The 25,560-nt window shown below is 73.2% G+C and carries 23 protein-coding genes; 14 read left to right on the top strand and 9 right to left on the bottom strand.

The window, feature by feature from the left end; all coding sequences use genetic code 11:
* Positions 1–436: 436 nt before the first annotated feature.
* Positions 437–1,048, top strand: coding sequence for a DUF4232 domain-containing protein (locus ACGFIE_RS22750; RefSeq protein WP_393297533.1), 612 nt, complete (start codon positions 437–439; stop codon positions 1,046–1,048).
* On the opposite strand, the gene ACGFIE_RS22755 is transcribed toward ACGFIE_RS22750, so the two are convergent.
* Both ACGFIE_RS22755 and ACGFIE_RS22760 read right to left on the bottom strand, forming a co-directional pair.
* The gene (locus ACGFIE_RS22755) at positions 1,038–1,904 is read right to left on the bottom strand and encodes an ABC transporter permease (RefSeq protein ID WP_393297536.1); all 867 of its coding nucleotides are present in this window, start codon (positions 1,902–1,904) and stop codon (positions 1,038–1,040) included. The genes ACGFIE_RS22750 and ACGFIE_RS22755 overlap by 11 nt on opposite strands.
* Positions 1,904–4,768 carry an alpha/beta fold hydrolase gene (locus ACGFIE_RS22760; RefSeq protein WP_393297539.1) on the bottom strand — a complete coding sequence of 955 codons (2,865 nt, stop codon included), beginning with the start codon at positions 4,766–4,768 and terminating at the stop codon, positions 1,904–1,906. The genes ACGFIE_RS22755 and ACGFIE_RS22760 overlap by 1 nt, the downstream gene beginning before the upstream one ends.
* Before the next feature lie 375 nt (positions 4,769–5,143).
* Here ACGFIE_RS22760 and ACGFIE_RS22765 point away from each other — a divergent pair, with 375 nt between their 5' ends.
* The 8 genes from ACGFIE_RS22765 to ACGFIE_RS22800 all read left to right on the top strand — a co-directional run bounded on the left by ACGFIE_RS22765 (position 5,144) and on the right by ACGFIE_RS22800 (position 14,510).
* Positions 5,144–6,328: a hypothetical protein gene (locus ACGFIE_RS22765; protein WP_393297542.1), complete on the top strand. Its 1,185-nt coding sequence runs from the start codon at positions 5,144–5,146 to the stop codon at positions 6,326–6,328.
* Positions 6,315–8,996, top strand: coding sequence for a nitrate- and nitrite sensing domain-containing protein (locus tag ACGFIE_RS22770; RefSeq protein WP_393297545.1), 2,682 nt, complete (start codon positions 6,315–6,317; stop codon positions 8,994–8,996). The genes ACGFIE_RS22765 and ACGFIE_RS22770 overlap by 14 nt, the downstream gene beginning before the upstream one ends.
* Positions 8,993–9,466: a roadblock/LC7 domain-containing protein gene (locus ACGFIE_RS22775; RefSeq protein ID WP_363684669.1), complete on the top strand. Its 474-nt coding sequence runs from the start codon at positions 8,993–8,995 to the stop codon at positions 9,464–9,466. The genes ACGFIE_RS22770 and ACGFIE_RS22775 overlap by 4 nt, the downstream gene beginning before the upstream one ends.
* Positions 9,463–9,942 carry a DUF742 domain-containing protein gene (locus ACGFIE_RS22780; RefSeq protein WP_393297549.1) on the top strand — a complete coding sequence of 160 codons (480 nt, stop codon included), beginning with the start codon at positions 9,463–9,465 and terminating at the stop codon, positions 9,940–9,942. The genes ACGFIE_RS22775 and ACGFIE_RS22780 overlap by 4 nt, the downstream gene beginning before the upstream one ends.
* Positions 9,920–10,672 (top strand): ATP/GTP-binding protein, encoded by a 753-nt coding sequence (locus ACGFIE_RS22785; protein ID WP_363684673.1) that lies wholly within the window; start codon positions 9,920–9,922, stop codon positions 10,670–10,672. The genes ACGFIE_RS22780 and ACGFIE_RS22785 overlap by 23 nt, the downstream gene beginning before the upstream one ends.
* A 38-nt stretch (positions 10,673–10,710) precedes the next feature.
* Entirely contained in the window at positions 10,711–11,229 is a 519-nt protein-coding gene (locus ACGFIE_RS22790) for a hypothetical protein (RefSeq protein WP_393297552.1), read from the top strand.
* A gap of 36 nt (positions 11,230–11,265) precedes the next feature.
* Positions 11,266–13,485 carry an AAA family ATPase gene (locus tag ACGFIE_RS22795; RefSeq protein WP_393297555.1) on the top strand — a complete coding sequence of 740 codons (2,220 nt, stop codon included), beginning with the start codon at positions 11,266–11,268 and terminating at the stop codon, positions 13,483–13,485.
* Positions 13,486–13,577: 92 nt separating this feature from the next.
* The gene (locus ACGFIE_RS22800) at positions 13,578–14,510 is read left to right on the top strand and encodes a superoxide dismutase (RefSeq protein ID WP_393297558.1); all 933 of its coding nucleotides are present in this window, start codon (positions 13,578–13,580) and stop codon (positions 14,508–14,510) included.
* 97 nt (positions 14,511–14,607) lie between these two features.
* Here ACGFIE_RS22800 and ACGFIE_RS22805 read toward each other — a convergent pair whose 3' ends face one another.
* Positions 14,608–15,117, bottom strand: a complete 510-nt coding sequence (locus tag ACGFIE_RS22805) for a GNAT family N-acetyltransferase (RefSeq protein WP_393297561.1) — start codon at positions 15,115–15,117, stop codon at positions 14,608–14,610.
* Positions 15,118–15,234: 117 nt separating this feature from the next.
* The gene (locus ACGFIE_RS22810) at positions 15,235–16,104 is read right to left on the bottom strand and encodes a hypothetical protein (protein ID WP_393297564.1); all 870 of its coding nucleotides are present in this window, start codon (positions 16,102–16,104) and stop codon (positions 15,235–15,237) included.
* Positions 16,105–16,323: 219 nt separating this feature from the next.
* On the opposite strand from ACGFIE_RS22810, the gene ACGFIE_RS22815 reads away from it, so the two are divergent.
* The gene (locus ACGFIE_RS22815) at positions 16,324–16,539 is read left to right on the top strand and encodes a hypothetical protein (RefSeq protein WP_363684685.1); all 216 of its coding nucleotides are present in this window, start codon (positions 16,324–16,326) and stop codon (positions 16,537–16,539) included.
* 12 nt (positions 16,540–16,551) lie between these two features.
* On the opposite strand, the gene ACGFIE_RS22820 is transcribed toward ACGFIE_RS22815, so the two are convergent.
* From ACGFIE_RS22820 to ACGFIE_RS22835, 4 genes are all read right to left on the bottom strand, one after another.
* Positions 16,552–16,971 carry a DUF3263 domain-containing protein gene (locus ACGFIE_RS22820; protein WP_393297567.1) on the bottom strand — a complete coding sequence of 140 codons (420 nt, stop codon included), beginning with the start codon at positions 16,969–16,971 and terminating at the stop codon, positions 16,552–16,554.
* A 108-nt stretch (positions 16,972–17,079) separates the two neighbouring features.
* Positions 17,080–18,096, bottom strand: a complete 1,017-nt coding sequence (locus ACGFIE_RS22825) for an ABC transporter permease subunit (protein ID WP_393297570.1) — start codon at positions 18,094–18,096, stop codon at positions 17,080–17,082.
* Positions 18,093–19,103, bottom strand: coding sequence for an ABC transporter ATP-binding protein (locus ACGFIE_RS22830; protein ID WP_393297573.1), 1,011 nt, complete (start codon positions 19,101–19,103; stop codon positions 18,093–18,095). The genes ACGFIE_RS22825 and ACGFIE_RS22830 overlap by 4 nt, the downstream gene beginning before the upstream one ends.
* Positions 19,104–19,224: 121 nt before the next feature.
* A complete protein-coding gene (locus tag ACGFIE_RS22835) occupies positions 19,225–20,010 on the bottom strand; it encodes a DeoR/GlpR family DNA-binding transcription regulator (RefSeq protein ID WP_363684693.1) in 786 nt (261 codons plus the stop codon).
* A gap of 202 nt (positions 20,011–20,212) precedes the next feature.
* Between ACGFIE_RS22835 and ACGFIE_RS22840 the strand changes: the two genes are divergently transcribed.
* The 3 genes from ACGFIE_RS22840 to nagA are packed head-to-tail and all read left to right on the top strand — an operon-like array spanning position 20,213 to position 23,261.
* The gene (locus ACGFIE_RS22840) at positions 20,213–21,142 is read left to right on the top strand and encodes an SIS domain-containing protein (RefSeq protein ID WP_393297576.1); all 930 of its coding nucleotides are present in this window, start codon (positions 20,213–20,215) and stop codon (positions 21,140–21,142) included.
* Positions 21,143–21,183: 41 nt separating this feature from the next.
* Positions 21,184–22,155 carry an ROK family protein gene (locus tag ACGFIE_RS22845; RefSeq protein WP_393298100.1) on the top strand — a complete coding sequence of 324 codons (972 nt, stop codon included), beginning with the start codon at positions 21,184–21,186 and terminating at the stop codon, positions 22,153–22,155.
* Positions 22,152–23,261, top strand: coding sequence for an N-acetylglucosamine-6-phosphate deacetylase (gene nagA, locus ACGFIE_RS22850; RefSeq protein ID WP_393297579.1), 1,110 nt, complete (start codon positions 22,152–22,154; stop codon positions 23,259–23,261). Before ACGFIE_RS22845 ends, nagA begins: the two co-directional genes overlap by 4 nt.
* Positions 23,262–23,474: 213 nt before the next feature.
* Here nagA and ACGFIE_RS22855 read toward each other — a convergent pair whose 3' ends face one another.
* On the bottom strand, positions 23,475–24,698 hold the full coding sequence (locus ACGFIE_RS22855; protein ID WP_363684701.1) for a DUF4032 domain-containing protein: 1,224 nt from the start codon (positions 24,696–24,698) through the stop codon (positions 23,475–23,477).
* Positions 24,699–24,818: 120 nt separating this feature from the next.
* Between ACGFIE_RS22855 and ACGFIE_RS22860 the strand changes: the two genes are divergently transcribed.
* Positions 24,819–25,556, top strand: a complete 738-nt coding sequence (locus ACGFIE_RS22860) for a phosphatase PAP2 family protein (protein WP_393298103.1) — start codon at positions 24,819–24,821, stop codon at positions 25,554–25,556.
* The last annotated feature ends 4 nt before the right edge of the window (positions 25,557–25,560 follow it).

The raw sequence follows: 25,560 nt of genomic DNA on the forward strand, positions 1-25,560 counted from the left end.
CGATCTGTTCCCGCTCCAGCGGGCTCAACCTCGACGCCATAACCACCCCAACGAAGAAAACGGAAGGGTGTTGCAACCACCGGTTGAGCCCGCCCCAATGACGGAAACTGTCCAAGATCTCCTCGGTCCGGGGGTTGTGGCCGCAGTGGGAGGGGCGGTGACGCCGCCCCAGATATGAGGCAGCTCTATAGGCTCCGGCCAGCAGTACGCGCGCGGGCCGGGCGGCGCGGCACGGCGTTGCGCGGGTGGCACGCGGGCAACGCACGAGGGCCGGACGGACGGCACGCCGGCCGCACGCGCGGGCGACCCGCACGGGCCGGACGGGCGGCGGGGGCGGGCGGCGCGGGCGACCCGCACGGGCCGGACGGGCGGCGGGGGCGGGCGGCGCGGGCGGGGGCGGGCGGCGGGGGACGCTCTCGTGGGCGAGGATCGGCGGATGATCAGACAGACGGCAGCACGGCGACGGGCCAGCGCGGCGGTCGCTGCGGTCGCGGCAGTTCTCCTGCTCGCCGCCTGCACCATCGGCGAGGAGGGCTATCAGGGCGGGGATCCCCCGGGCCCGCCGCCGCCCCCGCGCGTGACCGCGGCCCCGTCGGCGAGCATCGACCCGCTGGCCAACTGCCCGGCCTCCGGCGTGCGGATCCGGTCCACCGGAGGGGACGCGGCGATGGGCCTGCGCGCCCTCGGCGTGGAGCTGATCAACTGCGGTGGGCGCCCCTACCAGCTCAACGGCTACCCGGTGCTGTGGGTCCTGGACGAGCAGCGCAAGCCGATCATCCTGAGTGTGGTCAACGGTGCAAAGGAGATCACGTCGGGCTTCGACCAGCCGCCGAAGCCGGTGACGCTGCAGTGGGGCGAGCGGGCCGTCGCCACCGTCCTCTGGCGCAACCTGGTCACCGATTCCGAGGTGGTGGCCACCGCCGGGGCGTACCTGACTGTCGCGCCCGCCGCCGGGCAGCCGGCCCAGGAGATCGACCCGGATGGGCCTGTCGACGTGGGCAACACCGGCCGGATCGGCGTCAGCGCCTGGAGGGCGGCTACGACGTGATGTCCTTGCGGGTGAACCGCCAGAACGCCAGTCCCCAGAACAGCGTGGCGTAGCTGATCGCCGAGATGCAGCCGCGGACGACGTCGTCGGTCTGCACCGGCGTGGACAGCAGTCCCAGCCAGGCGGTGCTGAAGTGGGTTGGCAGGAAGTCGCGCAGCGCGCCCAGGGCGGTGATCTGGTCCAGGATGCTGGACAGGATCCAGAGCAGGACCGCTCCGCCGACCGCGCCCAGTGCGGCGTCCGTCGTCACCGACAGCAGGAACGCAAGACCGGCCACCACCAGGAGTACGACCGCCAGGTAGCCGAGCACGGCCAGCAGCCGGAGCAGCCCCTCGCCCGGCTCCAGCTCGGCGGCGACGGTGCTGCGCAGCGGCGACCAGCCGTAGCGCAGAGTGCCGGCCAGCAGGGCGGTGCCGGCCAACAGCAGCAGGGCCAGACCCGAGTACGCGAGCGCGACCACCAGCTTCACCGTCAGCAGGCGGGCCCGGGGCACCGGAACGGCAAGCAGGTAGCGCAGGCTGCCCCAGCTCGCCTCGCTGGCCACCGTGTCGCCGCAGAACAGCGCGACGACGACCACCAGCAGGAACGACGCCGACACGAAGATGGAGAAGAGGGTGAAGTTGAGCCCTCCGGAGGTGGCCAGGTCGACCAGGCTGGCGAACTCGTTGTTGCCGTTGTCGTCGTCACCGCCGGAGTTGAACTGGAAGGCGACCAGGATGATCAGCGGCAGCAGCACCATGAACCCGAGTGCGAGCTGGGTCCGCCGCCGGGACGCCTGCCGGCGGAACTCCGCCGCGAAGGGCATGGTGGCCGAGGGCCGGTAGCCCCGGGCCTCACCCGCGTCGGTAACAACCATCACCTGTCACCGCTTCCCCGTGAGTTGTCGCCCACCAGGGCGAGGAACGCGTCCTCCAGGCGTCGCCGGGGCACCACCCGGTCCACGCCGATACCGGCACGCACCAGCTCGGCCACCACTTCGCTGCGGGCGGTGCCGTTGGTGTCCACCACGAGCTGCCCGTCGCTCTCCGGCAGCACGCGTACGCCGTGCAGCCGGTCCAGTACCGCCCGCGCCGCCACCGGGTCGGAGACGTCGAACAGCACGCTCGGCGACTCGCCCACGATCTCCTGCACCGGCCCGGACGCCACGATCCGGCCCTTGTTCACGACCACGGCGTGCGTGCAGGTCTGCTCGACCTCGGCCAGCAAATGGCTGGAGACCAGCACCGCCCGACCATCGGTGGCGTAGCGCTGGAGGACGCGGCGCATCTCGGCGATCTGCGGCGGGTCGAGCCCGTCGGTCGGCTCGTCCAGCACCAGCAGCTCGGGAAGGCCCAGCATGGCCTGGGCGATGGCGAGCCGCTGACGCATGCCGTGGCTGTAGTTCTTGATCTTTCGGTGCACCGAGTCGCCCAGCCCGGCGATCTCCAGGGCCGCGTCGAAGTGCGCGTCCTCCCAGGGCCGGCCGGTGGCCCGCCAGTACGCCTTCAGGTTGTCCAGACCCGACAGGTGCGGCAGGAATCCGGGCCCCTCCACCAGCGCCCCGATCCGGGACAGCACCGGCGAGCCGGGCACCAGCCGACGGCCGAACACGTAGATCTCCCCGGCGGTCGGCTGGGTCAGCCCCATCAGCACCCGCAGGGTGGTGGTCTTGCCGGCGCCGTTCGGCCCGAGCAGACCCACCACCTGACCCGGGTGCACCTCGAAGTCCACGTTCGACACCGCGACGAAGCCGTCGGCGTACTCCTTGCGCAGCGCGCGCACGGCCAGCGGCGTGTCCGCGTACTCCTGATGCACGGAGCGGTCCTGGCGTCGGTGCCGGCGGCGGACCACGGCGACGACCACGACGAGCCCGATCACGATGGCGGCCAGCAGGCCGGCCAGCACCCAACGCCAGATCGTCGCCGCGGTGGGGATCGGCTCGCCGGCGACTGTGGGCAGGCTGACCGCGCCGTCCGCGGCCACCGTGTAGACGGTGGGCGCGGCCGGGGTGGTGTACGCCTGGTCGGAGCTGGCGACCACCAGTCGCAGCCGGTGCCCGGCCTCGACCCGGCGGACGATCCCGGGCAGCGTCACGGTGACCGGGCGGGCGTCCTGGACCTGTTTCGGCAGGCCGGTGAGCCGAACGGGGGCGACCAGTCCGTTCGGGAGCGTCGCCGTGCCGTCGGGGTCTACGTCGTAGAGCTTGACGAAGAGCACCGCCTCCCCGGTCGGCGAGGCGGCCCGGACGGTCACCGTTGGCGCTCCCGCCACGTCGACCGCCTCGGTGAGCGGCGCCGACTCGAAGCGCGCGTGCTGGCCGGGCACGTCGCCGGCCACCCCGTCCAGCAGCGAGGCGAGGCCACCGGCGAACGGGATCGAGGAGATGGCGGCCGGGTTGCCGTTCGGCGGATTGGCGATCGGCTGCGCCGGGCCGGCGACCGTGACGTCGCGGCGGGCGTTGCCGGTCAGGCCCGGATAGTCGGCCCGGCGGAAACCGGTGGCTACCAGACCCCGGTCGAGCGCGTCGAAGCCGGCGATCCGCGACCAGGTGAAGTCGTCGCCCGGCGCGTTCCCCTCGCCCTTGACGTAGTGGTCGAGCCACTGGACGGTCAGGAACTTCACCCGGTCTTCGTCGGAGCGGGGTCCGCTGCCGCCGTCGTGCCCGCCGGTGAACCAGGCGACGCGTACCGGGGTGCCGGTGGCGGCGATGCCCTTCGCGTTCGCGTCCGCCTCATCGAGGGGAAAGAGGGTGTCCGCCTCGCCCTGCACCAGCAGGGTGGGGGCCTTGATCCGATCCAGGACACCCGCCGGGCTGGAGCGGCGCAGCAGGTCCACGGCCGCCTGGTCGGCGCGGCCGGCGGTGGCGATCCGCAGGTACGCGGCGCACACGTCGGCGGCGAACCGTCCGCAGGACGGATCGGCGGCACCGGCCGGGGCGCCCCCGGAACCGGTGCCCGGACCCTGGCCCGGCCCCGGGCTGGGCGGGCCGGCCGACGCCGGCGCCCCCTGCGGCTGGGCGGCTGTCGCACCGGAGAGTCCGGCCGGGCCGGAACCCACGTTGCCGCCCCCACCGAAGAAGAGACCCGCCCAGCCCTTCTTGAACACGCCCTCGGTGGGCGCTCCACCGGTGCTCTCCGGCAGGAACGCCCGGGACAGGTCGTTCCAGGTGATCATGGGCACGATCGCGTCCACCCGGCGGTCCTGGGCGGCAAGCAGCAGCGCCAACCCGCCGCCGTACGAGCCGCCGACCACGCCTACCTTCGGGTCGCCGGGGGCGTCGGTGCGTACCTCGGGCCGGGCGGCCAGCCAGTCCAGCAGCCGCTGGGCGTCGCGCACCTCGTAGTCCGGGTTGTCCAGGTGGATCTCGCCGCCGCTGCGGCCGAAACCCCGCGCGGTCCAGGTGAGCACGGCGTACCCGCGCCCCGCGAACTCCTCGGCGTCGGAACGCACCGACTCCTTGGTCCCGCCGAACCCGTGCGCCAACAGCACCGCCGGGACCTTCCGACCGGACGACGCGTCATCCGGCAGGTAGAGGGTGGTGTCCAGGTCGACGGGCTGGTCACCGGACGGTCCGGAGCGGACGGTGAGCATCGCGCTCTGGGTGCGTACGTCCGATCCCTGCGGCCACACCGCCCAGGTCACGGCGGCCGCCAGCAGCACGACGACCACCGCCGCGGCGATCACGCGGCGGCGGGTGGGCAGGGCACGCCGGAACCACGCGGCCGGCGACGGCGCTCTCATGCGGCACACGGTACGGCTCACAGCCTGAGCGTTGGCTGAGATCCGCCGTACGTCCGTCCGGTTGCCCCGATCGGTGCTCCGGGCCGGTGCAATCGCGCATCGTCCGTGGCGGGCCAGTGAGTTGAGTTCGGATCCCGTGAATTCCGATCTAACGCGGATATCACCCTCGATCCCTTCATGTCACACCCACGGACGGGACAGAGCGTGCGCGCAACCGTGACGAACGGTGACATCGCTCGAACTGACGCAAACCTGACTCACCGGCAACCAACCGGCCCACGCGGGGTTCGGTTAGTTTTCCGGTCCGGTGGACGGGACCTGTCGGCGAGCCCGACACCGCGCCGATCCCCCGCCCGACGCCGGAGGAGACACACCATGACAGTCCCCGCGCCGCGGGCCCGTCGACGGACGTCCGTGCTGGGCCGGTCGCTGCCGCTGCTGCTCATCGTCGCGCTGCTGGCGCCGGTGGGGCTGCTCTTCGCATCCACCTGGCGGCAGACCGGCGACGATCGGAGCCTGGCCGACTCCGAGCGGCTCGGCGTGCAGTACCTGCGCGCCCTGGCTCCGGTCACCGAGGCGCTGGTGGAGGCCCAGTCCGCGGCTGTCGCCGGACGCCCCGTCCCCGGCGAGCCGCTGACCCGTGCGGTCGAGCAGGCCGCCTCGGTGGACGCCCGCATCGGCGGGCAACTGCGCAGCCAGGAGAGATGGGCCGGGCTCCGGGCCAAGGTGGAGGCGCTGCGCGGCCGCAGCCCCGCCGACCCGGAAGCCGCCTACACCGCGTACGGCGAGGTCACCGACCTGCTGCTCGCCCTGCACGGCAAGGTCCGGGAGAGCTCGGGGCTGGGCCGGGACCCGGGCGCCGACTCGTTCTTCCTCCAGGACAGCGCCGGCCAGAAGCTGCCCGAGGCGGTGGTGGCCGCCGGCCGACTCGCGGACCTGGGCGCGCTCGCCACCCGACGACCGGCCGCCGAACGGACCCGCGGCCTCATGGAGCTGACCGGTCTGCGGGTGGCCGCCCTGGCGCCTGCGGGAGACGTGGTCGACAACCTGCGCTCCGCCGTGGACAGCTCGGAGAGCACCGACCTGGGCGCCAACGTGCTGACCCCACTGGACTCCTATCAGCGGTCCGTGGAGACGCTGGCCCTGTACTCGACCCCGAGCGCCAGCGGCGCCATCGACCAGGTTCAACTGACCGCCGCCGCACTCAACTCGCGAAACGCCGCGCGGCAGCTCCAGCCGGTCATCCTCGGCGAACTGGACGCGCTGCTCACCGAGCGGACCGACGGACTGGCCCGGGACCGCTGGCTGGCCGGCGGGGCGGGCGTGGCAGCCGCGCTGCTGCTGGCCTGGCTCGCCGGGCTGCTGATCGCCGCCGGTCGACGCGCACGTCGGCGGGCCGCCACGCCGGACGCCGGCAGCCCCGCCGCCCCGCCGCCCGGCGACCCCTGGCAACCGCCGGCCCCGACCGGTCCACCGGCCGACCCTCGACCGCTGCAGCCGGTCGGCGCGGTCCAGGAGCCGATCCTCGCGCAGTGGGGGCCGTTCGATGCTTCTCGGTAGGCTTCGGATCCGCGGCAAGCTCGCGCTGCTCGTGGTGATCCCGCTGCTCAGCATGGTCGGCCTCGCGGTGCCCGTGGTGCTGGAGCGGGTGGCCGCCGCGCAACGCGCCGCCGACATCACCGAGCAGGTACGGCTCGCCAGCCGGGTCGGTAGCCTCGTCCAGGACCTGCAACAGGAACGCATCCTGTCGGTCGGTTTCCTCCTCGGCCGGGTCGAACGCTCCGAACTGATCCGCAAGGCCGCCGACGTGGACGACCGGGTGGCCGACCTGCGGGCCGACGGCAGCGACGCGCTGACCGAGCGGGTCGACCACGCGCTCAACGGGGTGTCCAGTCTCGTCGACCTGCGGACGGCCGTGCTGGCCGGAGTCGCGAACCCCGGTCAGGTGATGGACGCGTTCGGCCCCGTCAACAGGGGGTTGATCGAGTCGCTGCGACTGGTCTACAGCGTGGACACCGAGACGTTGCCCGGCCGCCAGGTGCTCGCGTTGGACGGGCTGCTGCGCGCCGACGAGGGCCTGGGCGCGTGCGCCACCCTGAGCATCCTCGTCAAGGCGATCGGCAGCCCGGACACCACAGCCGGGTACGTGGCCTGCATCGCCGCCCTCCAGGTCGACAACCTGCGCTTCCGTACCCTGATCACGCCCGAGCAGCTCAAGGTGGCCCAGCTCAACGACGCGGCGGTGGCCGCGCGTACCAGCCCCGACTTCCTGATCACCAGCGCTCGGGACCCAGCAGGCGCGGTCCGCGACGTGCCGATGGACGCGCTGTTCCCGGCCGTCCGCACGATGATCCGGCTCGGGCAGTTCGTCGAGAAGAAGCTCGTCGCCGACGTTCTCGCCGAGGTGAAGGCCGACCAGCGGCGCGCGCTGACCGCCGCGTACCTGGTGGGTGCCGCCGCGGCGCTGATCCTGGCGCTCGTGGTGCTGCTCAGCGCGGCTGTCGCGCGGACGGTGGCCCGACCGCTGACGCAGCTCACCCGCTCCGCGGACCGGGTCGCCCGGGTCGCCGAGGCGGAGCTGGTCCGGGTCACCGACGACGAGATGGAGCACGTCCAGTCGGTCCGGTTGGAGCCGGTGGTCATCCGGTCCAACGACGAGATCGGTGACCTGGCCAAGGCGTTCGACCGGGTGCAGAACACGGCGGCTCAGCTCGTCGAGCGGCAGGTCGCCGGCCGGCGCAACGTGGCGCAGATGTTCGGCCACGTCGGGCGGCGTACGCAGAATCTGGTGGGCCGGCAGCTCGCGCTCATCGACCGGCTGGAGCAGCAGGAGGCCGACGCGGGTCGCCTGGAGCACCTGTACCGGCTCGACCACATCTCCAGCCGCCTGCGGCGCAACGCCGGCAGCCTTGTGGTGCTCTCCGGCTCGGCCGGCGCCGACGCGCACACCGCGCCGGTGCCACTGGCGGACGTGGTCCGGCTGGCGCTCGGCGAGATCGAGGACTACACCCGCGTCGAGGTGCAGGTGCCGGCGGGCATCGCCGCCGCTCCCGCGGTCATCGGTGACCTCGTCCTGGCGCTGGCCGAGCTGATGGAGAACGCGACGGTCTTCTCCCCGCCGCACACCCGGGTGCTGGTGGCCGGCGAGACCTCCGGACGGGGCGCCCGGATCACGGTCATCGACAACGGCATCGGCATGAGCGAACAGCGGATGGCCGAGGAGAACGCCCGGCTCACCAGGCGCGAACGTCTCGACCTGGCGCCGACCGAGGTGCTCGGCCTCTTCGTGGTGGGCCGGCTGGCCCGTCGTCACGGCTGGGAGGTGAGCCTTGCCGCAACGGTGGGTGGCGGGGTGACAGCGCAGGTGGAGATCCCGCAGACGTCGCTGGTGGTGCGCCGCGCCGACCGAGCCGGGGTGACTGTTGCCCGGGCCGCCGTACCGGACCGGGGGCGACGGCCGGCTCTCGACTCCACCCGCGAAGCCCGCTCCCGTACCGCCGTCGCGGCGCCCGCCGGATTCGACACGGACCTGCTCAGCCGGGCCACCCGCAGCCTGGAGTCGGGCCATTCCTGGGACGCGTTCGGCGCCCGGGAACCGGTGGACACAGGCGCTCCCGTCGCTGCGGCACAGGGTCCGGCCGCCGTCGTGGACAGCCCCGCAACCGCAACCGTAGCTGCGACGCCGACGACGACCTCCACGACGGCGGCGGGTGCGGCTTCCGGCCCCCGCGTGCGGCAGCGGGTGCCCGGGGCCAGCCTTCCCGCCTCCGCCGCGCCGGCCAGGCCTGTCGACGCCACAGGCGCCGACCCGGACGCCGCCCGCGCACTTGTCGAGGCGTTCCAGTCCGGTGTACGCCGGGCGGAGCTGAGCGTCCCGCCGGCCGGCCGCCCCGGCGGGCAGTGGTCGATGCGGCCGGCCACCGAGCCGGCCACCAACTCCGACCCCACGGTGGCGGACCCGGGCGCGACAGTCGACCTGCCCGCCACCCCGGGCGGCCTCGGCCCCACGGTGGCGGACACCGCCGGAGTCACCAGGGGTCGTCCCCGGTTGAGCCGCCGGGTGCCCGGCGCCAACCTCACTGTCTCCCCGCCCTGCCAGCCGCCCAGCACCCACCTGGGGGACCCGGCCGAGGTACGCGACCTCATCACCGAGTTCGAGGCGGGCGTCGCCCGTGCTCTCCTCGAAGTCAGCCCAGACCGTCGGAACGAAGAAGGATCATCACGGTGACCAGCCCCTTCCTGCACGACAACGTCGACCACCAGAGCCAGCCCGGCGTCGGGGACCTCAGTCCCGAGGCGCGCACGTTCAACTGGCTGCTGGACTCCTTCACCTCCAGCACGGCGGGGGTGGTGGAGGCGATCGCGGTCTCCTCGGACGGGCTGCTGATGGCCATGTCGGCGATCAAGGACCGGTCCAACGCGGAGCGGCTGGCCGCCGTGGTCTCCGGCATGACCAGCCTCGCCGGCGGCGCGGCCAGCTGGTACGCGCTCGGCGGCCTGAACCGGGTGATCGTGGACATGGCCGACGGCTACCTGCTGATCAGCGCCATCAGCAGTGGTTCCGTGCTCGGCGTCGTCGCCGACCGGTCGGCGAACCTGGGCACAGTCGCGTACGAGATGACGCTCTTCGCCGGTCGGGCCGGTGGCGCGCTGACCCCGCGACTGATCGTCGAGCTGAAGAACGCCGTCCAGCAGTGACGCCCGACGTCGCCGGCGAGGATCCGGACCCGGAGCCCGGGACCCGGATCCGCCCCTACCTGCGCACGCCGCACCCGGGTGGGGGCGGCGCGCCGGCGGCGCCGGAGCCGGAGCAGGGCGGTGACGGCCCGACAGGTCCGCGACCGTTCGTGCTCACCTCCGGACGGGTTGCCGGCGCGGATCCGGCGATCGGGCTGGAGACGCAGGTGACCCTGCGCCCGGACGGCGGCCGGTGGACCGAACCGCCGGTCGGCCTGCTGGCGCCGGAGCTCCAGGCGATCATCGCGCTCTCCGTCGAGCCGATCTCGGTGGCCGAACTCTCCGCCCGGACCCGGCTGCAGTTCGGCGTGACCCGGGTCCTGGTCGGCGACCTGCGGGCCGCCGGGCACCTGGACGTACATGTCACCGACGCCAACGACGCCTTCGACCCCGACCTCATCCTGCGAGTGATTGATGGACTTCGTGCGATCTCCTGAATGGCCTGTCGTCCCGATCGGAGGACTCGCCGGCAACAGCGCCACCGCCCGATACAGCACGGCCCCGGGCACTCCGGGAGCGGTCGGGCGTGCCACGCCGCCGCCGGCCGGGCCGCCACCGCCGTACCGGCCGCCGGCCGGCGCCGGGCCGACCAACAGGTCACCGGCGGCGCCGCCCGTGCCGGTCAAGATTCTCGTCGCCGGCGGGTTCGGGGTGGGCAAGACCACCACGGTCGGGGCGATCTCCGAGATCGCGCCGTTGACCACCGAAGCCGAGATGACAAGCGCCGGGATCGGCGTGGACGACCCGGGCGTACGGTCGACCAAGACCACCACGACTGTGGCGATGGACTTCGGTTGCGTGACCATCGACCGCAGCCTGAAGCTCTACCTGTTCGGCACTCCTGGGCAGGCACGGTTCGGGTTCATGTGGGACGACCTGGCCCGGGGTGCGCTCGGCGCGCTGGTGGTGGTCGACAGCGCCCGGCTGGACGACTGTTTCCCGGCGATCGACTTCTTCGAGCGGGCCGGGTTGCCGTTCGTGGTCGGGGTGAACGCGTTCGACGGGCGACTGGCCCTGGAACTCGGCGAGATCCGGTGGGCGCTCGCCATCGGTGATCACGTGCCCCTGGTGCAGTTCGACGCTCGGGACCGGCTCTCGGTGCGGGACGCCCTGCTGGTCGTCCTGGATCGCGCGTTGGAGCGGGCCACCCGGGACAGGAAGGCCTGAGCCGACCGGCTCCGGCCGTGGCGGGAAGGGGTGATCTGGTGAGGGGCGACCTGGACGAGACGCTGGCCCGGCTGGCCCGGCGCGAGGAGGCGCTGCGCCGGCGGGTCACCGATCGTGACGACACCGCGCCACCGCCCGGCCCGACCGCTGGGCAGGACCCCGCCACTGGTGGGCGCAACGCCGGGCCCGCCCGGCACGACGGTCGGCACGCGGAACGGGAGAGCGTCGGCGACGTCGGATGGGGTCCGGTCGAGGAGGTCGCCGAGGCGGTCCGCCAGGTCGTCGGCGTCCACCCGGGCCTGGCGGTGACCGTCCGCGTCGAGTACGACGGTCGGACGTACCCGATGCGGGTGTCCTGGAACGGCGCGGACGTCACGGTCGGCCCGGAACCGCCGGCGGCCCCGGTGCAACCCCCGCCGTCCTGGCCGCTGTCCGGTCGGACGGTGCCGGAGTGGGCACCCGGCCCGGACGGGTTGACCCCGGACCCGGCGGCCCGCCTGGCGGAGCTGATCCGGCGGGACCCGTCGCTGCTGGACGAGTTGGATCCGCGGCGCTGATCGCCTCGACCGGCGGACGGCGGCTACGGTCGGGCGGTGGCCCAACCCGACCTGACCCTGACGGCGAGCCTGCGGCCCGCGGCGCTGGACGCCCGACGGGGCGTCGTGCGGCTGCACCCGGAGGCGCTGACCGCCCTGGGGCTGCGCCCCGGCGACCCGGTACGTCTGGCAGGTCGCCGGGAGACCGCCGGGATCGCCGCGGCGGCCGGGGGCGACGCGAGCAGCGCCCTGCTGTACGCCGACGACCTGACGCTGGGCAACCTGGGCCTGCGGGACGGCGCCTCGGTGCGGGTGTCGCCGCTGCCGCTGACCCCGGCGGGTCGGGTCACGCTGACCGGGCCGGTGGAGGTGGTGGCGGCGGTCAGCCCGGAGATGCTCCGGCTCGCCCTGCTCGGCAAGGTGGTCACGGCGGGCGACGACGTGTCGCTGCTGCCGCAGGACGTGCTGCCGGACGCCTCGACGCGCAGCCTCGTCGAGGCGGCTCGGCGCAGCCTCGCCACCACCGTCGGCTTCGCCTGGACCAGCACCCTGCTCACAGTGGTCACCGTCGACCCGTCCGCCGGTTCGCTCGTCACCATGGACACGGTGGTCGCCTGGGAGCACGGCCCGGCCACCCACGGTGAGCCCGTCCCCGCCCGGTCGGCCGCGGCGGTGGATGCGGCGCCGACGGCCGACCGGACGCCCGACGCACCCGACGCTCCCGACGTGGACGAGCTGCCCGGCCTGCGGGCCCAGGCCGAGGAGCTGACCGAGCTGTTCGATCTCGGCTTCCACCACCGGGAGGTGCTGGGCCGGCTGGGCACCACCATCTCGCTGGGCGTGCTGCTGTCCGGGCCTGCCGGTTCCGGGAAGTCGGCGCTGGTGCGAGCGGTCGCGGCCCGGGTGGGCGCCCGCGTCCACCCGCTGTGGGCGCCCGAGGTGGCCGCGCTCACCAACCAGGCCGCCACCGACCGGCTGCGTGCCGCGGCGACGGCGGTCCGGGCAGGCGGACCGGCGGTGCTGCTGGTCACCGATGTGGAGGCGCTGGCCCCGGCGGACGAGCCCGGCCCGCTGGCCACCGTGTTCCGACAGGTGCTCGCGGAGACCGTCCGGGTCGGCGTCGCAGTGGTCTGCACCACCGGCCGGCCCGAGGCTGTCGACCCGGCGCTGCGCGCACCGGACCTGCTGTCGCTGCGGATCAGCGTCCCGCTGCCCGACCCGGCCCTGCGCCGCGAACAGCTCACAGTGCTGACCCGGCAGGTACCGCTCGCCGACGACGTCCGGCTGGACGAGGTGGCCGCGCGTACCCCCGGGTTCGTGGCGGCGGACCTGGCCGCGCTGGTCCGGGAGGCCGGGGTACGCGCGGCGCTGCGCCAGAAGTCCGCGCGGACGCCGACGGTGGCGATGGCCGACTTCGCGGCCGCCCTGGAGGTGGTCCGGCCGACGACGATGGCCGCGTCCACCCTGGAGCTGGCGTCGGTGACCCTGGACGACGTCGGCGGCCTGACCGAGGTCAAGCAGACGCTCACCGAGTCGGTGCTGTGGCCGCTCACCTACCCGGACACGTTCGCCCGCCTCGGCGTGCAGCCACCGCGCGGCGTGCTGCTCTACGGGCCACCCGGCTGCGGCAAGACGTACCTGGTCACCGCGCTCGCCGGGTCGGGGCGGGCGAACGTGCTCTCGGTGAAGGGCGCGGAGCTGCTCTCCAAGTGGGTGGGCGAGAGCGAGCGCGCCGTACGGGAGCTGTTCCGCCGGGCCCGGGAGGCCGCGCCGACGCTGATCTTCCTGGACGAGATGGACGCGTTGGCGCCGGTACGCGGGCAGGCCACCGACGGGGGCACCACGGATCGGGTGGTCGCCGCGCTGCTCACCGAACTGGACGGGGTGGAGACGCTGCGCAACGTGGTGGTGGTAGGCGCCACGAACCGGCCGGACCTGGTCGACCCGGCGCTGCTGCGACCCGGCCGGTTGGGACGACTGGTCTACGTACCGCCGCCGGACGGGCCGGCTCGCGCGGAGATCCTGCGGGCCGCGTCCCGGCACGTGCCGCTGGCGCCGGACGTCGACCTGGCGGCCCTCGGCGCGGAGCTGACCGGCTTCTCGGCGGCGGACTGCGCGGCGGTGGTCCGGGAGGCGGCGCTCGCGGCGATGCGGGAGTCCCTGGCCGCCGCCACCGTCACCGCCGCGCACGTGGCGGTCGCGCGGGAACGGGTCCGCCCGTCGCTGGACCCGGCCCAGGTCGCGTGGCTCGCCGCGTACGCCGCCGGCCGGGACTGAACATCGACCCAACCTTTTGCCGTACCCGGAGCGTTAGCAGAGCGACACATTCCTCAGTGGAGAGATCCACTCGACGACAGGCGGTGTTCCTCTTGCGCAGGCTGCTCACTCTTCTCGTCGTCCCCCTGGTGGCGGCGGCCACCCTCAGCACTGTTGGTTCGGCGGCGACCGCGCACCCGACGACGCCGTTCCCGTCCCGGATCGCCCTCCCCGACGGGTTCTCCCCCGAGGGGCTGACGATCGGCCGGGGCACGACCGTCTACGTCGGGTCCGTCGGGAACGGCGCGGTCTGGCGGGGCGATCTGCGTACCGGGCGCGGCTCGGTGCTCATCGAGGGCACGCCGGGCCGGGAGAAGGCAGGCCTCAAGCTCGACGAGCGGGGCCGGCTGTGGAGCGCCGACTTCTCGGCCGGGGCGGCAAGCGTCCACGACGGCGAGACCGGCGCCCAACTGGCCCACTACCAGTTCACCGACGAGCCGGGCAGCATCGTCAACGACCTCGTGATCACCGGACGCGCCGTCTACTTCACCGACTCGGCCCGTCCGGTGCTGTACGTCGTACCGCTGCTTCCGGGTGGGCGGCTGCCCGCCACCGGCGCGGTGCGGACCCTGCCACTCAGCGGCCCGGCTGCGACGCCCGACGCGTTCAACAACGGGATCGTGGCGCTGCCCGACGGCGACCTGCTGGTCGCGCAGATGCTGACCGGCCAGCTGGTACGCGTCGACCCGCGCACCGGCACGAGCAGTGTCTTCGACCTCGGCGGCTACTCGGTGGACCGGGCCGACGGGCTGGTGCTGCGGGGCCACACCCTCTACGTGATCCGCAACCTGACAAACGTCGTCGCGGTCGTCGGGCTGAACGCCCGCTACACCGCCGGGGTGGTGCGGCGGGAGATCACCGGCCCGGCCCTGCGGTCGCCGGCCACCGGCGACCTGCTCGGCTCGGCGCTGTACGTGGTGAACGGCCGGTTCGACGTCGAGCCCGGCCCGGACGTCGACTACGACATCGTCCGGCTCCCGGCCTGATCGCAGGGTCGGCGGTGGCCCTACCGGGTCACCGCCGGCCTTCGGCGCGGGGGTCAGTTCGGGGAACGCCAGCAACGACGAAAGGCTGGCGCGGTATTCAGAGGGCGGGAGGTGTCGAATCCAGGCAGATTTCGGCGTGCACCTTTCCGCCGTCCTCGCGCAGTTTCGCACCGCATTTTTCGAGGACTGCGACCGCACCGACATTGTCCGCCGTCGTCTCGGCGACCACGACCCGCATGCCCGCCCGGGCGGCGACGTTGAGCAACTCTCGCAGGGCGGCCGCGCCCACTCCCTGGCCACGTGCCGAGAGGCCGAGCCACATGCCCGTCTCCACCGTGCCGGGCTCGTCACAGCGCGTCATCCGGATCATGCCGACCACCTCACCGCCGACGAGGATCGCGTACATCTGGGAGCCGGTCGGGCCGTCCAGGCCGGCGAAGCTCGCCCGGTGGAACTCGCGGAACGCCTCCCGGCGGGCGAGCGACCAGCCGGCGGGAGCCTCGACCGGGGGCATCACCTCGCCCGGCTCAGCCTCGGCAGCCGCTACGGAGAGCAACGGCTCCAGATTCCGCTCGTCCACCGGCTCCAGCCGGACCGCACCCGCCACGTGCCGCAGTCTGCCGCCCCCATCGGCCGAAGTCCACCCCATTGGGCATCCACTGGCGGTCCGGCCAGCGGTACCGGCCGGTCGGGCGGGCCGGGTGTTCCTCATCACGCTCCGTTGTCATCCGGCCGGTTCGAACTCGCAGAACACGACCGAGGCGTCGTCGGTGGGCTTGTGCCGGCGCAGCCGGTCGGGGTGATCGCGTTCGGCGTCCCGGACCCGGCCGAGCAGGGCGGCCGGCCCGTCGGCGCTCAGCAGGTCCAGCAGTCCCGTCCAGTCGGTCAGCCCGAACTGCTCGACCGCGCTGGACGCACCGTCGCTGAGCAGCGCCGCCCGGCGCAGGGCCGCCGCACCTCGGCGGGGCACCGTGCCGGTCACCGCGTGGAAGGCCGCGTCCGGGTCGGCCGCCGCCACCCAGTAGCCGTGGGTGCGGTTCATCCGCTCCCGTTGGACGCCCACCGCGTGCCGGAAGCGCGCGACCGGGTCGGCCGTACCTGCCGGCACGGTGGCGACCGTCTGCCGCAGCTCGGCCATCGCCGTGTCCAGCCGGTCGTCGGTCACCACGCTTACCTGCCCGCCGACATCCAACACCAGAGGGCTGTCGCAGAGCACGAGGTAGTCCACCTGGTCGCCGCAGTCGCGCAGCAGGCAGACGGTGCTGGACGGGGTGCCCGGGTGGTCGAGGTCGCACTGCCCACCGTGATCGGCACGGACGGCGAGGATGGCCGCGGCCAGATTGCTGGTCAGGCGGGCCGCCGGACGGACCGCCTCGGCCACACCGAGCCGAGCGGCCAGGTGCCGGACGTACCACTCCGGCCCGTGGACGCAGCCGGTGTCGAAGCCGTCCGGCACTGTCGCGCCGTCCAGGACACCGACAAGCGGGCCGAACTGGAACACCAGGTCCTCGTTTACCGACCGGCCCGGCGCCGGCGTGGACGCGGAGCACACCCGCATCAACGCCGCGACCCCCGTCGGGTTGCTGCCCCTCATCGCCCGCTCCCTCCGTCGGCCCCGCGCCGCACGACGGCGGCCGGGACGGGACGTCGCGTACCCCCGGGACCTTGCCGCATTCCTGCCCCGGCCCGGTATCGCGGCAACCGGCGTTCGTGCGGCGGCACCGGCGGTAGCGTGACAGATGTCTGGCCTCCGTGGTGTTCCTCCGCAGGTGGGAGGGCGCGTCGGGGCCGCCGTCGGCGACAGGGGGATCGCGTGTTGAAGCGGTTGCACGAATCAGGGCTCAAGGCGGATCACATGTACATGGCGGGCTTCGCCAGCATCGGTCTCTCGTTCGCCAGCTGGTTCCTCTCCAGGCACCTGGAGAAGGCCGGCGTGGCGCGCGCCGACCGTTGGGGCATCTTCATCGGCGAGTGGGCGCCGACGTTCTTCGCCATCGGCAACGGCCTGCAGGGGTACGAGAAGAGGTAGCGCTGGCGGCGGTCAGCGTCGGCGGTTGCGGGCCCGCGAGGAGCGCAGCCGGCGGAGCCGGCCGATGAGCACGGGATCGGCGGCCAGCGCCGCCGGATTGTCCAGCAGTCCGTTGAGCAGTTGGTAGTACCGGGTCGAGGAGATGCCGAAGGTGTCCCGGACGGCCTGCTCCTTGGCGCCGGCGTGTCGCCACCACTGCTGCTCGAAGGCGAGGATGGCCCGTTCGCGGGTGGTCAGGCCGACCGCGGGCTCGGCGGGCTGCGCCTCGTCGTCGGCCGGTGCGGTGTCCTCGGCCGGCCGGGCGTCGTCGGTGCTCTCGACGGGCGGCGCCGGTCGGGGGGTCGGGACGCTCGGTGTGCCAGCGCCGGTCAGGTCGCCCGGACGAGCGTCGGTGGACGGCTCGGGAGCGGTCGGGGCGGCGTCGGCGGGCATGACGGTCAGCCTAACCAGGGACGACCACTGTCGCAGTAGCCGGCACGGCCGGCACCGCACGTCGGGAACACCCGACGGCCGGGCCGGCCGCGCCGCTGTCGTCGTACGTCAGGTGATGTCTCGCCGCCGCATGCTCCAGACCGCGGCACCGAGGATCACGACCGTCCCGACCACGAGCAGCACCGAGGACTGCTGCCAGGTGATGTCCAGGGTCGGCGGGTTGCACTCCCCGCTGTAGTTGAAGTTGCAGGAGTCGTAGTCCTGCAGGGTCACCTTCTTGGTCATCCAGGCCAGCAGGTAGGTGGGGAGCAGCCACGCCTGGGCCCACTGCACGCTTGCCATCTCCAGCAGGATGCCCAGGCCGAACTGGAAGACCACCATCACCGCGACCACGCCGCCGAGGGCCATCGCGGTGTGTCGGCCCAGGGAGGCCAGCGCGAACCCGATGGTGGTGAGCACGAGCACCAGTGCCACGCCTCGCAGCCCGGTCAGGGCGAACGACTGCCAGGCCCCCGAGGTCATCTTCTCGGTGCTGCCCCGGAAGCTGGCCACCGCCCAGAACCCGGCGAACCACAGCACCGCGGCGGGCAGCGTCACCGCCAGGATGCCGGTGAGCAGCGCGGCCAGCTTGGTGAACAGCACGGTGAGCCGCTTCGGCCGCCAGAGCAGCAGGTTCATCATGCCGCCGGTGCTCCACTCGGCACCGACGAAGGACGCGCCGACGATGAACCCGACCAGGGCGAGGATCGCCGCGAACGGGATGAGCGTCGCGTCGAACGTCTCCCGGAAGTTGAACGTCGAGGGCAGGAACCACTTCGCGTCGATCTGGTCCCGGGACGGGGGCGAGATCACCGAGCAGTCGTCGGGGTAGCGGCCGTCGTTAGGCGTACCGGCCGTCTTGGCCTGCTCGCAGTTGACCCGCTCCTGCTCGGCCCAGCGCACCTGATCCTGGTACTGCTGGTCGGCCTGGCGCTCGGCCTTGGCGAGCTGGCCGGCGTCGATCTTCTGGTTGGTGAAGAACACACCGACCACCACCGCGGCCAGCACCAGCAGGCCGAGCAGCGTCATGTAGCGGCTGAAGCGCCGCTTGGTCAGTCGGCGCAACTCAGTCCGAAAGAGGCTCACGCGCCCCACCCTCCTCCGGTGGCGCCGGGCTGACCCGTCCCACCGACCTTCATGGACTCGTCGACCTGGCGGGCCTGGCCGGGGACCGGCGCGGTGGCGGTCAGTTCGAGGAAGACGCTCTCCAGGTCGACCGCGATCGGGGCCAGCTCGCTGACGTACAGGTTCTGCTCGGCGAGCAGTCGGGTCACCGTGGCCGGCTTGTCGACGCCGATAAGCATCAGGTGGTCCGGGTGCCCGGTGACTCGGACCCCGGCCCGGGTGAGGGCCTCGGTGGCCGTCGGCAGGTCACTCACCGCCTCCAGGCGGACCCGGACGGCGCCGGACGAGTGCTGGGCGAGCACCTCGTCGACCGGGCCGAAGGCGACCCGGCGGCCGAGCGAGATGATCGTGACCGAATCGCAGATCAGCTGGATCTCGCCGAGGATGTGGCTGGACAGCAGCACTGTCATCCCGGATTCGGCGAGCGTCCGCATCAGCGTCCGCATCTCCCGGATGCCGCCCGGGTCGAGGCCGTTGGCCGGCTCGTCGAGGATGAGCAGCTTCGGGTTCTTCAACAGGGCGGACGCGACGGCGAGCCGCTGCTTCATGCCCAGCGAGTACGTCTTGACGCGCTCACCGGCCCGGTCGCGCAGCCCGACCAGCTCGAGCACCTCGTCGACGCGCGCGGCGGGCACCTCGCCCGCCCCGGCCAGCAGGGACAGCGTGTCCCGTGCCGAGAAGTGCGGGAAGAACTGCGGGCTCTCCACGATCGCGCCGACCTGGCCGGCAACTGTGGGCAGCGCGGCGGGCACCTCGTGCCCGAGCAGCGTCATCCGACCGCCGTCGGGCCGGATGAGGCCGAGCAGCGTACGCAGCGTGGTGGTCTTGCCGGAGCCGTTGGGACCCAGGAAGCCGTGCACCTGCCCCGCGTCGACCCGCATGTCGAAGCCGTCGAGCGCGTTGCGGGTGCCGCGTCGACGACTCTTGTACGTCTTACGTAGACCTTCGATCTCCAGGACAGCTGGCAAGCTGCACCTCCCCCGATGGGTGGGCGTGACAGCCGACACCATACGCGGTATGCAGCGCTGCGCAATACGCGGTATGCATCGACGCGCCGATCGATGCGTTTCATCGACGGAGCGTGACCGCTCAGGCGCAGACGACCTGCACGCCGGCCGCCCGGAAGGCGTCCACCACCTCCGGGTCGGCGCCGGAGTCGGTCACCAGCGTCTCGACGCGCTCCACCGGGCAGATCCGGGCGAAGGCGTGACCGCCCAACTTGGACGAGTCCGCGATGATCACGACCCGCTTGGCGCGGGCCACCATCAGGTTGTTCATGGCCGCCTCGCCCTCGTGGTGGGCGGCGGCGCCGAGCTGCGGGTCGATCGCGTCCACGCCGAGCAGCGCGACGTCCAGGGTGACCTCACGCAGCAGCGCACCACCCAGCGGGCCGACCAGCTCGAACGACTTCGGGCGCACCACCCCGCCGGCCACCACCACCTTCATCCGGGACCGCACCAGCAGCTCGTTGGCGATGTTCAGCGCGTTGGTCACGATGGTGAGCTGGGCGCCCTCAGCACTGGTGTTCAGGTCCGGACGGACGGCCAGGGCCCGGGCCACCTCCGTGCTGGTGGTGCCACCGTTGAGGCCGACCACGGTGCCGGGCGCGACGAGCGCCGCTGCGGCGGCGCCGATCCGCTGTTTCTCCGCCGAGTGCTTGGCCGTCTTGTAGCGCAGCGGCAGGTCGTACGAAACGCCGTTGGCGACCGCACCACCCCGGGTCCTGGTGATCATCTGCTGCTGGGCGAGCTGGTCGAAGTCGCGCCGGATGGTGGCCTGGGAGACGTCCAGCCGCTCGGCGGCCGCCTCGACGCTGACCCGGCCGTTGTCGGTGAGCATCTCCAGCAGGGCGTTCCACCTGGCGTACCGGTCCACCTCGGGTGCCCTCCCAATGACTGCACGATCGGTGATTGATTGCGTGCACACTAGTGCGCGAAACTAGCCTGGCGCAAAAGGCTGTTCTGCGCGATCGGCCGGTCGGTTGCCACGGCCACCCCGCTTCGCGCAGAATAACGCGCGAAATACGGGTGTAACGCGCCGTATTGCGCAGACAGGTCGGCCCGGCGAGGAGTTTCCCATGGCGTACGTGGACGCGGAGATCGCGAGCCAGCCCGACTGCTGGCGGGAGGCCGCCGAGCTGTCCGGCGTCGTCCGCGACGACCTCCCGCGCCCCGGCGAGCGGGTCGCCGTCGTCGGTTGCGGCACGTCGTGGTTCATGGCGATGGCGTACGCCGCCCGCCGCGAACAGGCCGGCCAGGGCGAGACCGACGCGTTCCAGGCGTCCGAGTTCCCCGCCGGCCGCCGCTACGACCGACTCATCGCGATCACCCGCTCCGGCACCACCACCGAGGTGCTGGAGCTGCTCGCCGCGCTGCGCGGCCGTACGCCCACCACAGTCATCGTCGGCGACCCCGCTTCCCCGGCGGTCGAGCTGGCCGCCGCCACCGTCGCCATGCCCTTCGCCGACGAGCGGTCGGTGGTGCAGACCCGCTTCGCGACGACCGCGCTGGCCCTGCTCCGGGCACACCTCGGCGACCCGGTGGCCGCGCTCGCCGCCGACGCCGAGGTGGCGGTGCGCTCCCCGCTGCCGATCGACCCGGCCACCATCGGGCAGGTCACCTTCCTCGGTCGGGGTTGGACAGTGGGCCTCGCGCAGGAGGCAGCGCTGAAGTGCCGCGAGGCGGCCACCTTCTGGGCCGAGGCGTACCCGGCGATGGACTACCGGCACGGCCCCATCTCGATCGCCGCGCCGGGCCGGCTGGTCTGGGCGTTCGGCGAGCTGCCCGACGGGCTGCCCGAGGACGTGGCCGCCACCGGCGCGGCCTTCGTGCACAGCCGTACGCACGGCTGGCGCACGGTGCTCGGCAGCTGGTCGGCCGGTCGTACCCCGGTCGACCCGATGGCCGACCTGATCCTGGCGCAGCGCTTCGCGGTCGCGCTGGCGACCAGCCGGGGCCTCGACCCGGACGCGCCCCGACACGTCAGCCGGTCCGTGGTGCTGGCGTGAGCGACAGGGTGGTCGTGGCGCTGGACGTCGGCGGCACCGGCATGAAGTGCGCCCTGGTGCGGCCGGACGGCGTCGTCGTACACAGCGAGCGACACCCCACCGACGCCGCGCGCGGCCCGGCCGCCGTGGTCGACACCATCCTGGACGTCGCGGAGGGGCTGGCCGCCACGGCCCGCGCCGACGGCCTCACTCCGGTCGCGATCGGCATCGCCGTCCCCGGCGTGGTGGACGAGGCGCGTGGGGTCGCGGTCTGGTCGGCGAACGTGGGCTTCCGGGACGTACCCCTGCGGGACCTGGCGGTGGCGCGGCTCGGACTGCCCACCGCGCTCGGCCACGACGTGCGCGTCGGTGGCCTCGCCGAGGCCCGGCTCGGCGCCGGACGCGACGCCGAGCACGTGCTCTTCGTGGCGATCGGGACCGGCATCGCCGCCGCGCACGTCGTCGACGGTGTGGCCGGAGTCGGAGCGCACGGCGCCGCCGGGGAGATCGGCCACATCCTGGTCCGTCCCGACGGCCCGCGCTGTGGCTGCGGGCGGCCCGGTTGCCTGGAGGCGGTCGCCTCGGCCGCCGCGATCGGCCGCCGCTACGCGGAGCTCGTCGACCATCCGCGGGCGGGTGCGGCGTCCTCGACCGCGGGCGCCGAGCAGTCACCGGGCGCTGCCGTGACGGCAGCCATGGTGGCCGAGCGGGCCGCCGCCGGTGAACCCCTCGCCGCCCGCGTCTGGCAGGAGGCCGTCGATGCCCTCGCCGACGGCCTCGCCACCGGGCAGGCGCTGTTCGACGTGTCGACGATCGTGCTCGGCGGTGGCCTGGCCCAGGCAGGGGACGGGCTGCTCGGCCCGCTGCGGGCGGCGCTGCACGAGCGGATGACCTTCCACCGGGAGCCGCGGCTGGTCGCGGCGGCCCTCGGCGACGAGGCCGGCTGCCTCGGCGCCGCCCTGCTCGCGCTGGACGCCGCGGGCGTCCGGGACAGGGACGCCACCCGCGTCCCCGACCATCAGGAGGAGCGATGACCGTACGGGTGAACGGCCGAGTGGTGACCCCGACCGGTGTCGTCCGGCAGGGCTGTGTCGAGTGGGACGGCGACCGGATCACGGCCGTGGCCGAATATCCGTCGGTCCGCGACGGGCACTGGATCCTGCCGGGCTTCGTCGACATGCACACCCACGGCGGCGGCGGGCACACCTTCACCACAGGCGACGCCGACCAGGCCCGCGCGGCGGCCGGCTTCCACCTGGCGCACGGCACCACCACGCTGCTGGCCAGCCTGGTCAGTGCACCCTTTCCGGTGATGCGCGCGGCCACCGAGGCGTTCGCGCCGCTCGTCGACGAGGGCGTGCTGGCGGGCGTCCACTTCGAGGGCCCCTACCTCTCCGCCGCCCGTTGCGGGGCGCAGAACCCGGAGTACCTGCGCGACCCGTCCACTGACGAACTGACCGAGCTGATCGAGTTGGGTCGGGGCGCGATCCGCATGGTCACCCTCGCCCCGGAACGCGACGGCGCGCTGGAGGCGATCAAGCTGCTCACCACCCACCGCGTGGTGGCGGCAGTGGGCCACACCGACGCCACCTACGAGCAGACCCGCGCCGCGATCGCGGCCGGCGCGAGCGTGGGTACGCACCTGTTCAACGGCATGCGGCCCGTGCACCACCGCGAGCCCGGCCCGGTGGTGGCCCTGTTGGACGCGCCCACCGTGATCTGCGAACTGGTCGCCGACGGGGTGCACCTGCACGACGGCGTCCTGACCTTCACCACCGCCACCGCCGGCCCCGACCGGGCCGCACTGATCACCGACGCGATGGCCGCCGCCGGAATGGCCGACGGTGAGTACGAGTTGGGCGGTCAGGCCGTCACGGTGACCGACGGCGTGGCCCGACTCGCCCGCGACGGCGCGATCGCCGGCAGCACGCTGACCATGGACGCGGCGCTGCGGCACGCCGTGCACGCAGGGATTCCGATGGCCGACGCGGCCCGGATGGTGGCCACCACCCCGGCCCGTGCCATCGGTCTGGGCGACCGGGTCGGCGCCCTCCAGGTCGGCCTCCGCGCCGACCTGGTCGTGCTCGACGACGACCTCAACGTGGTACGGGTGCTGCGCGGAGGCTCCTGGGTGGAGTGAAGCGCCTGCTGCGCGATCCTGGGCGCCCGACCCCCGTGCACTGGTTCGGACGCTGTAGAGCTGCCCCGGATGTGGGGCACGGAATTCGGGTGGCACCCCTCCCAAATGTGGGAGACGGATCTGGGCGGTCGCTGCCCCGGATGTGGGGCAGCTCTACAGGACGCGCCTTCATCCCTCAGGCTCCGACCCGGAGCGAGCTGGGGTGCGGCCGGGTCAGCCCAGGGCGGGGACGTCGACGCCGAGCACGGCCTGCTCGTCGGGGCGGTGCACCAGCACGTCGGCCAGGTACGACTGCACGGCGGGCGCCATTCCCACGTCCCGGCCGGCCTGCTCGGAGAGCAGCCACTTGTGCTCGATGATCTGCGCGAACAGCTCCTGCGGTTCCAGCTTGCGGCGCAGGTGCGCGGGCACGGCCCGGACCACCGGCTCGAAGACCTCGGTGAGCCAGCGGTGTGCCGCCTGCTGCTCGTCGGTCAGGTCGCTCTCCGCCCGGTACGCGTCCAGGTCGTTGAGCAGCTTGCGGGCCTGGTTCTCCTCGGCGTCCAGACCGGTGAGCCGCAGCAGCCGCCGGGTGTGGTAGCCGGCGTCGACCACCTTCGGCCGCACCAGGTAGCGCCCGTCGTCGATCGTCGACATGGCCACCTCGGCCACGTCGAAGCCCAGCTCGTTGAGCCGGCGGATGCGGCCCTCGATGTCGTGCCGGGCCTCCCGCTCGACCCTCTGCTCGTAGGTGATCTCGTGCCAGAGCCGCTCGTAGCGCTGCACGACCTCCTCGCAGACCACCTCCGGGTCGATGGACTCGTGCAGCAGGCCGGCGGCCTGCAGGTCCAGCGCCTCACCGAAGATGTTCACCCGGGCGATCTCCAGGTCCTCCCCGCGCTGCCCGTTGGAGAGCGAGTTGTGCAGCGCGCCCGTCTCGGCGTCCACCAGGTAGGCGGCGAACGCGCCGGCGTCCCGGCGGAACAGCGTGTTCGACAGCGAGCAGTCGCCCCAGAAGAAGCCGGTCAGGTGCATCCGGACGATCAGGGCGGCGAGCGCGTCGAGCAGCCGGCTCATCGTCTCCGGACGGAGGGTGTGCGAGAAGAGCGCCCGGTACGGCAGCGAGAACTGCAGGTGCCTGGTGATCAGCACCGATTCGAGGGGCTCGCCGTCCTCGGTCTGCCGGTCGGCGACGACCGCCACCGCCTCGACCGACGGGAAGTCGATCCGCTCCAGGGCTCGGAGCAGGTCGTACTCCCGCTCGGCGATCCGCTCGCGGGTCTCCTTGAACGCGTACACGTAGTCGCCCAAGCGGACAAAGCGGACGATGTGCCGGGAGATGCCCTGTGGCAGGGCCACCAGGTGCTGGGCAGGCCACTCCTCCAGCGGTGTCGACCAGGGCAGGTCGAGCAGCGCCGGGTCCACGAGGGCAGACGTGATCCGCACGGGCACAAGCATGACTGGTCGCCCCCCGTATCCGCCGCACATCGTGGCTTGGCCCACAGCGCCGCACACCCCGACCTCGCGTCGGCCCGGTAGCGTGGTCGCGTGCTCAAACCCTCGGCGGTACGACGTGACCTGCGGCTACGGCCCGTCCGCCCGGCCGGTTGGTGGTTCGACGCCCTCCTGCTGGTCGGCCTGGTCGGGTTGACAGTGGCACTCGCCGCCGACCAGCTCTTCGGGCTGGACCGGGCGGTCGCCGACTGGGCCGACGCACATCGGCCCACCGTCGCCTACTGGGTCGCCTGGGTGTTCAACCACCTCGGCCAGGGCTCCCCGCTGACCCTGATCGCCGCCGGTCTGGGCGTGCTGCTGGCCGTCCGGCTGCGGTCGGTGCGGCCGATCCTGCCGCCGGTGGTCGGGTTCGTGCTGACCTACCTGACGATTGGTCCGCTCAAGGTCTGGACCGCGCGGGCGGCACCGAGCGCAAGCGTCAAGGAGCCGAACCTGTCGCCCGAGCAGACCCTGCCCCTGTTCCACGACGACCTGCCGGTGCGGTTCGCCCAGTCCTACCCGTCGGGGCACGTCGCCAACGCCATCGTCTGGTACGGCGTGATCGCGCTGCTGCTCGCCCCGCTGGCCCGCAGCTTCGGCCGCCACCTGTCGGCCCGGCTGGTCACAGTGATCCGCGTCGTGCCGCCGCTTGTCGTGCTCACCACCACCACGTACCTCGGCTGGCACTGGCTCACCGACTCGGTGGCCGGGCTGCTGCTGGGCCTCTTCCTGGACCGGCTGCTGCACCGGGTGCCCTGGGACGATCTGCCGCTCCCCGGCCGCCTACGGGAGTGGGATCGGCCGTTCACCTCGTACCCCTAGGGTC

Origin of the sequence: Micromonospora sp. NPDC049275 (genome assembly GCF_043197115.1) — a bacterium.
Taxonomy (GTDB): Bacteria; Actinomycetota; Actinomycetes; order Mycobacteriales; family Micromonosporaceae; genus Micromonospora.

Excerpts from the sequence above, each read along its gene's own strand:
- ACGFIE_RS22750 (WP_393297533.1), top strand. The coding sequence starts at position 437 with ATGATCAGACAGACGGCAGCACGGCGACGGGCCAGCGCGGCGGTCGCT.
- ACGFIE_RS22755 (WP_393297536.1), bottom strand. The coding sequence starts at position 1,904 with ATGGTTGTTACCGACGCGGGTGAGGCCCGGGGCTACCGGCCCTCGGCC.
- ACGFIE_RS22760 (WP_393297539.1), bottom strand. The coding sequence starts at position 4,768 with ATGAGAGCGCCGTCGCCGGCCGCGTGGTTCCGGCGTGCCCTGCCCACC.
- ACGFIE_RS22765 (WP_393297542.1), top strand. The coding sequence starts at position 5,144 with ATGACAGTCCCCGCGCCGCGGGCCCGTCGACGGACGTCCGTGCTGGGC.
- ACGFIE_RS22770 (WP_393297545.1), top strand. The coding sequence starts at position 6,315 with ATGCTTCTCGGTAGGCTTCGGATCCGCGGCAAGCTCGCGCTGCTCGTG.
- ACGFIE_RS22785 (WP_363684673.1), top strand. The coding sequence starts at position 9,920 with ATGGACTTCGTGCGATCTCCTGAATGGCCTGTCGTCCCGATCGGAGGA.
- ACGFIE_RS22810 (WP_393297564.1), bottom strand. The coding sequence starts at position 16,104 with ATGAGGGGCAGCAACCCGACGGGGGTCGCGGCGTTGATGCGGGTGTGC.
- ACGFIE_RS22820 (WP_393297567.1), bottom strand. The coding sequence starts at position 16,971 with ATGCCCGCCGACGCCGCCCCGACCGCTCCCGAGCCGTCCACCGACGCT.
- ACGFIE_RS22840 (WP_393297576.1), top strand. The coding sequence starts at position 20,213 with ATGGCGTACGTGGACGCGGAGATCGCGAGCCAGCCCGACTGCTGGCGG.
- ACGFIE_RS22845 (WP_393298100.1), top strand. The coding sequence starts at position 21,184 with ATGAAGTGCGCCCTGGTGCGGCCGGACGGCGTCGTCGTACACAGCGAG.
- nagA (WP_393297579.1), top strand. The coding sequence starts at position 22,152 with ATGACCGTACGGGTGAACGGCCGAGTGGTGACCCCGACCGGTGTCGTC.
- ACGFIE_RS22855 (WP_363684701.1), bottom strand. The coding sequence starts at position 24,698 with ATGCTTGTGCCCGTGCGGATCACGTCTGCCCTCGTGGACCCGGCGCTG.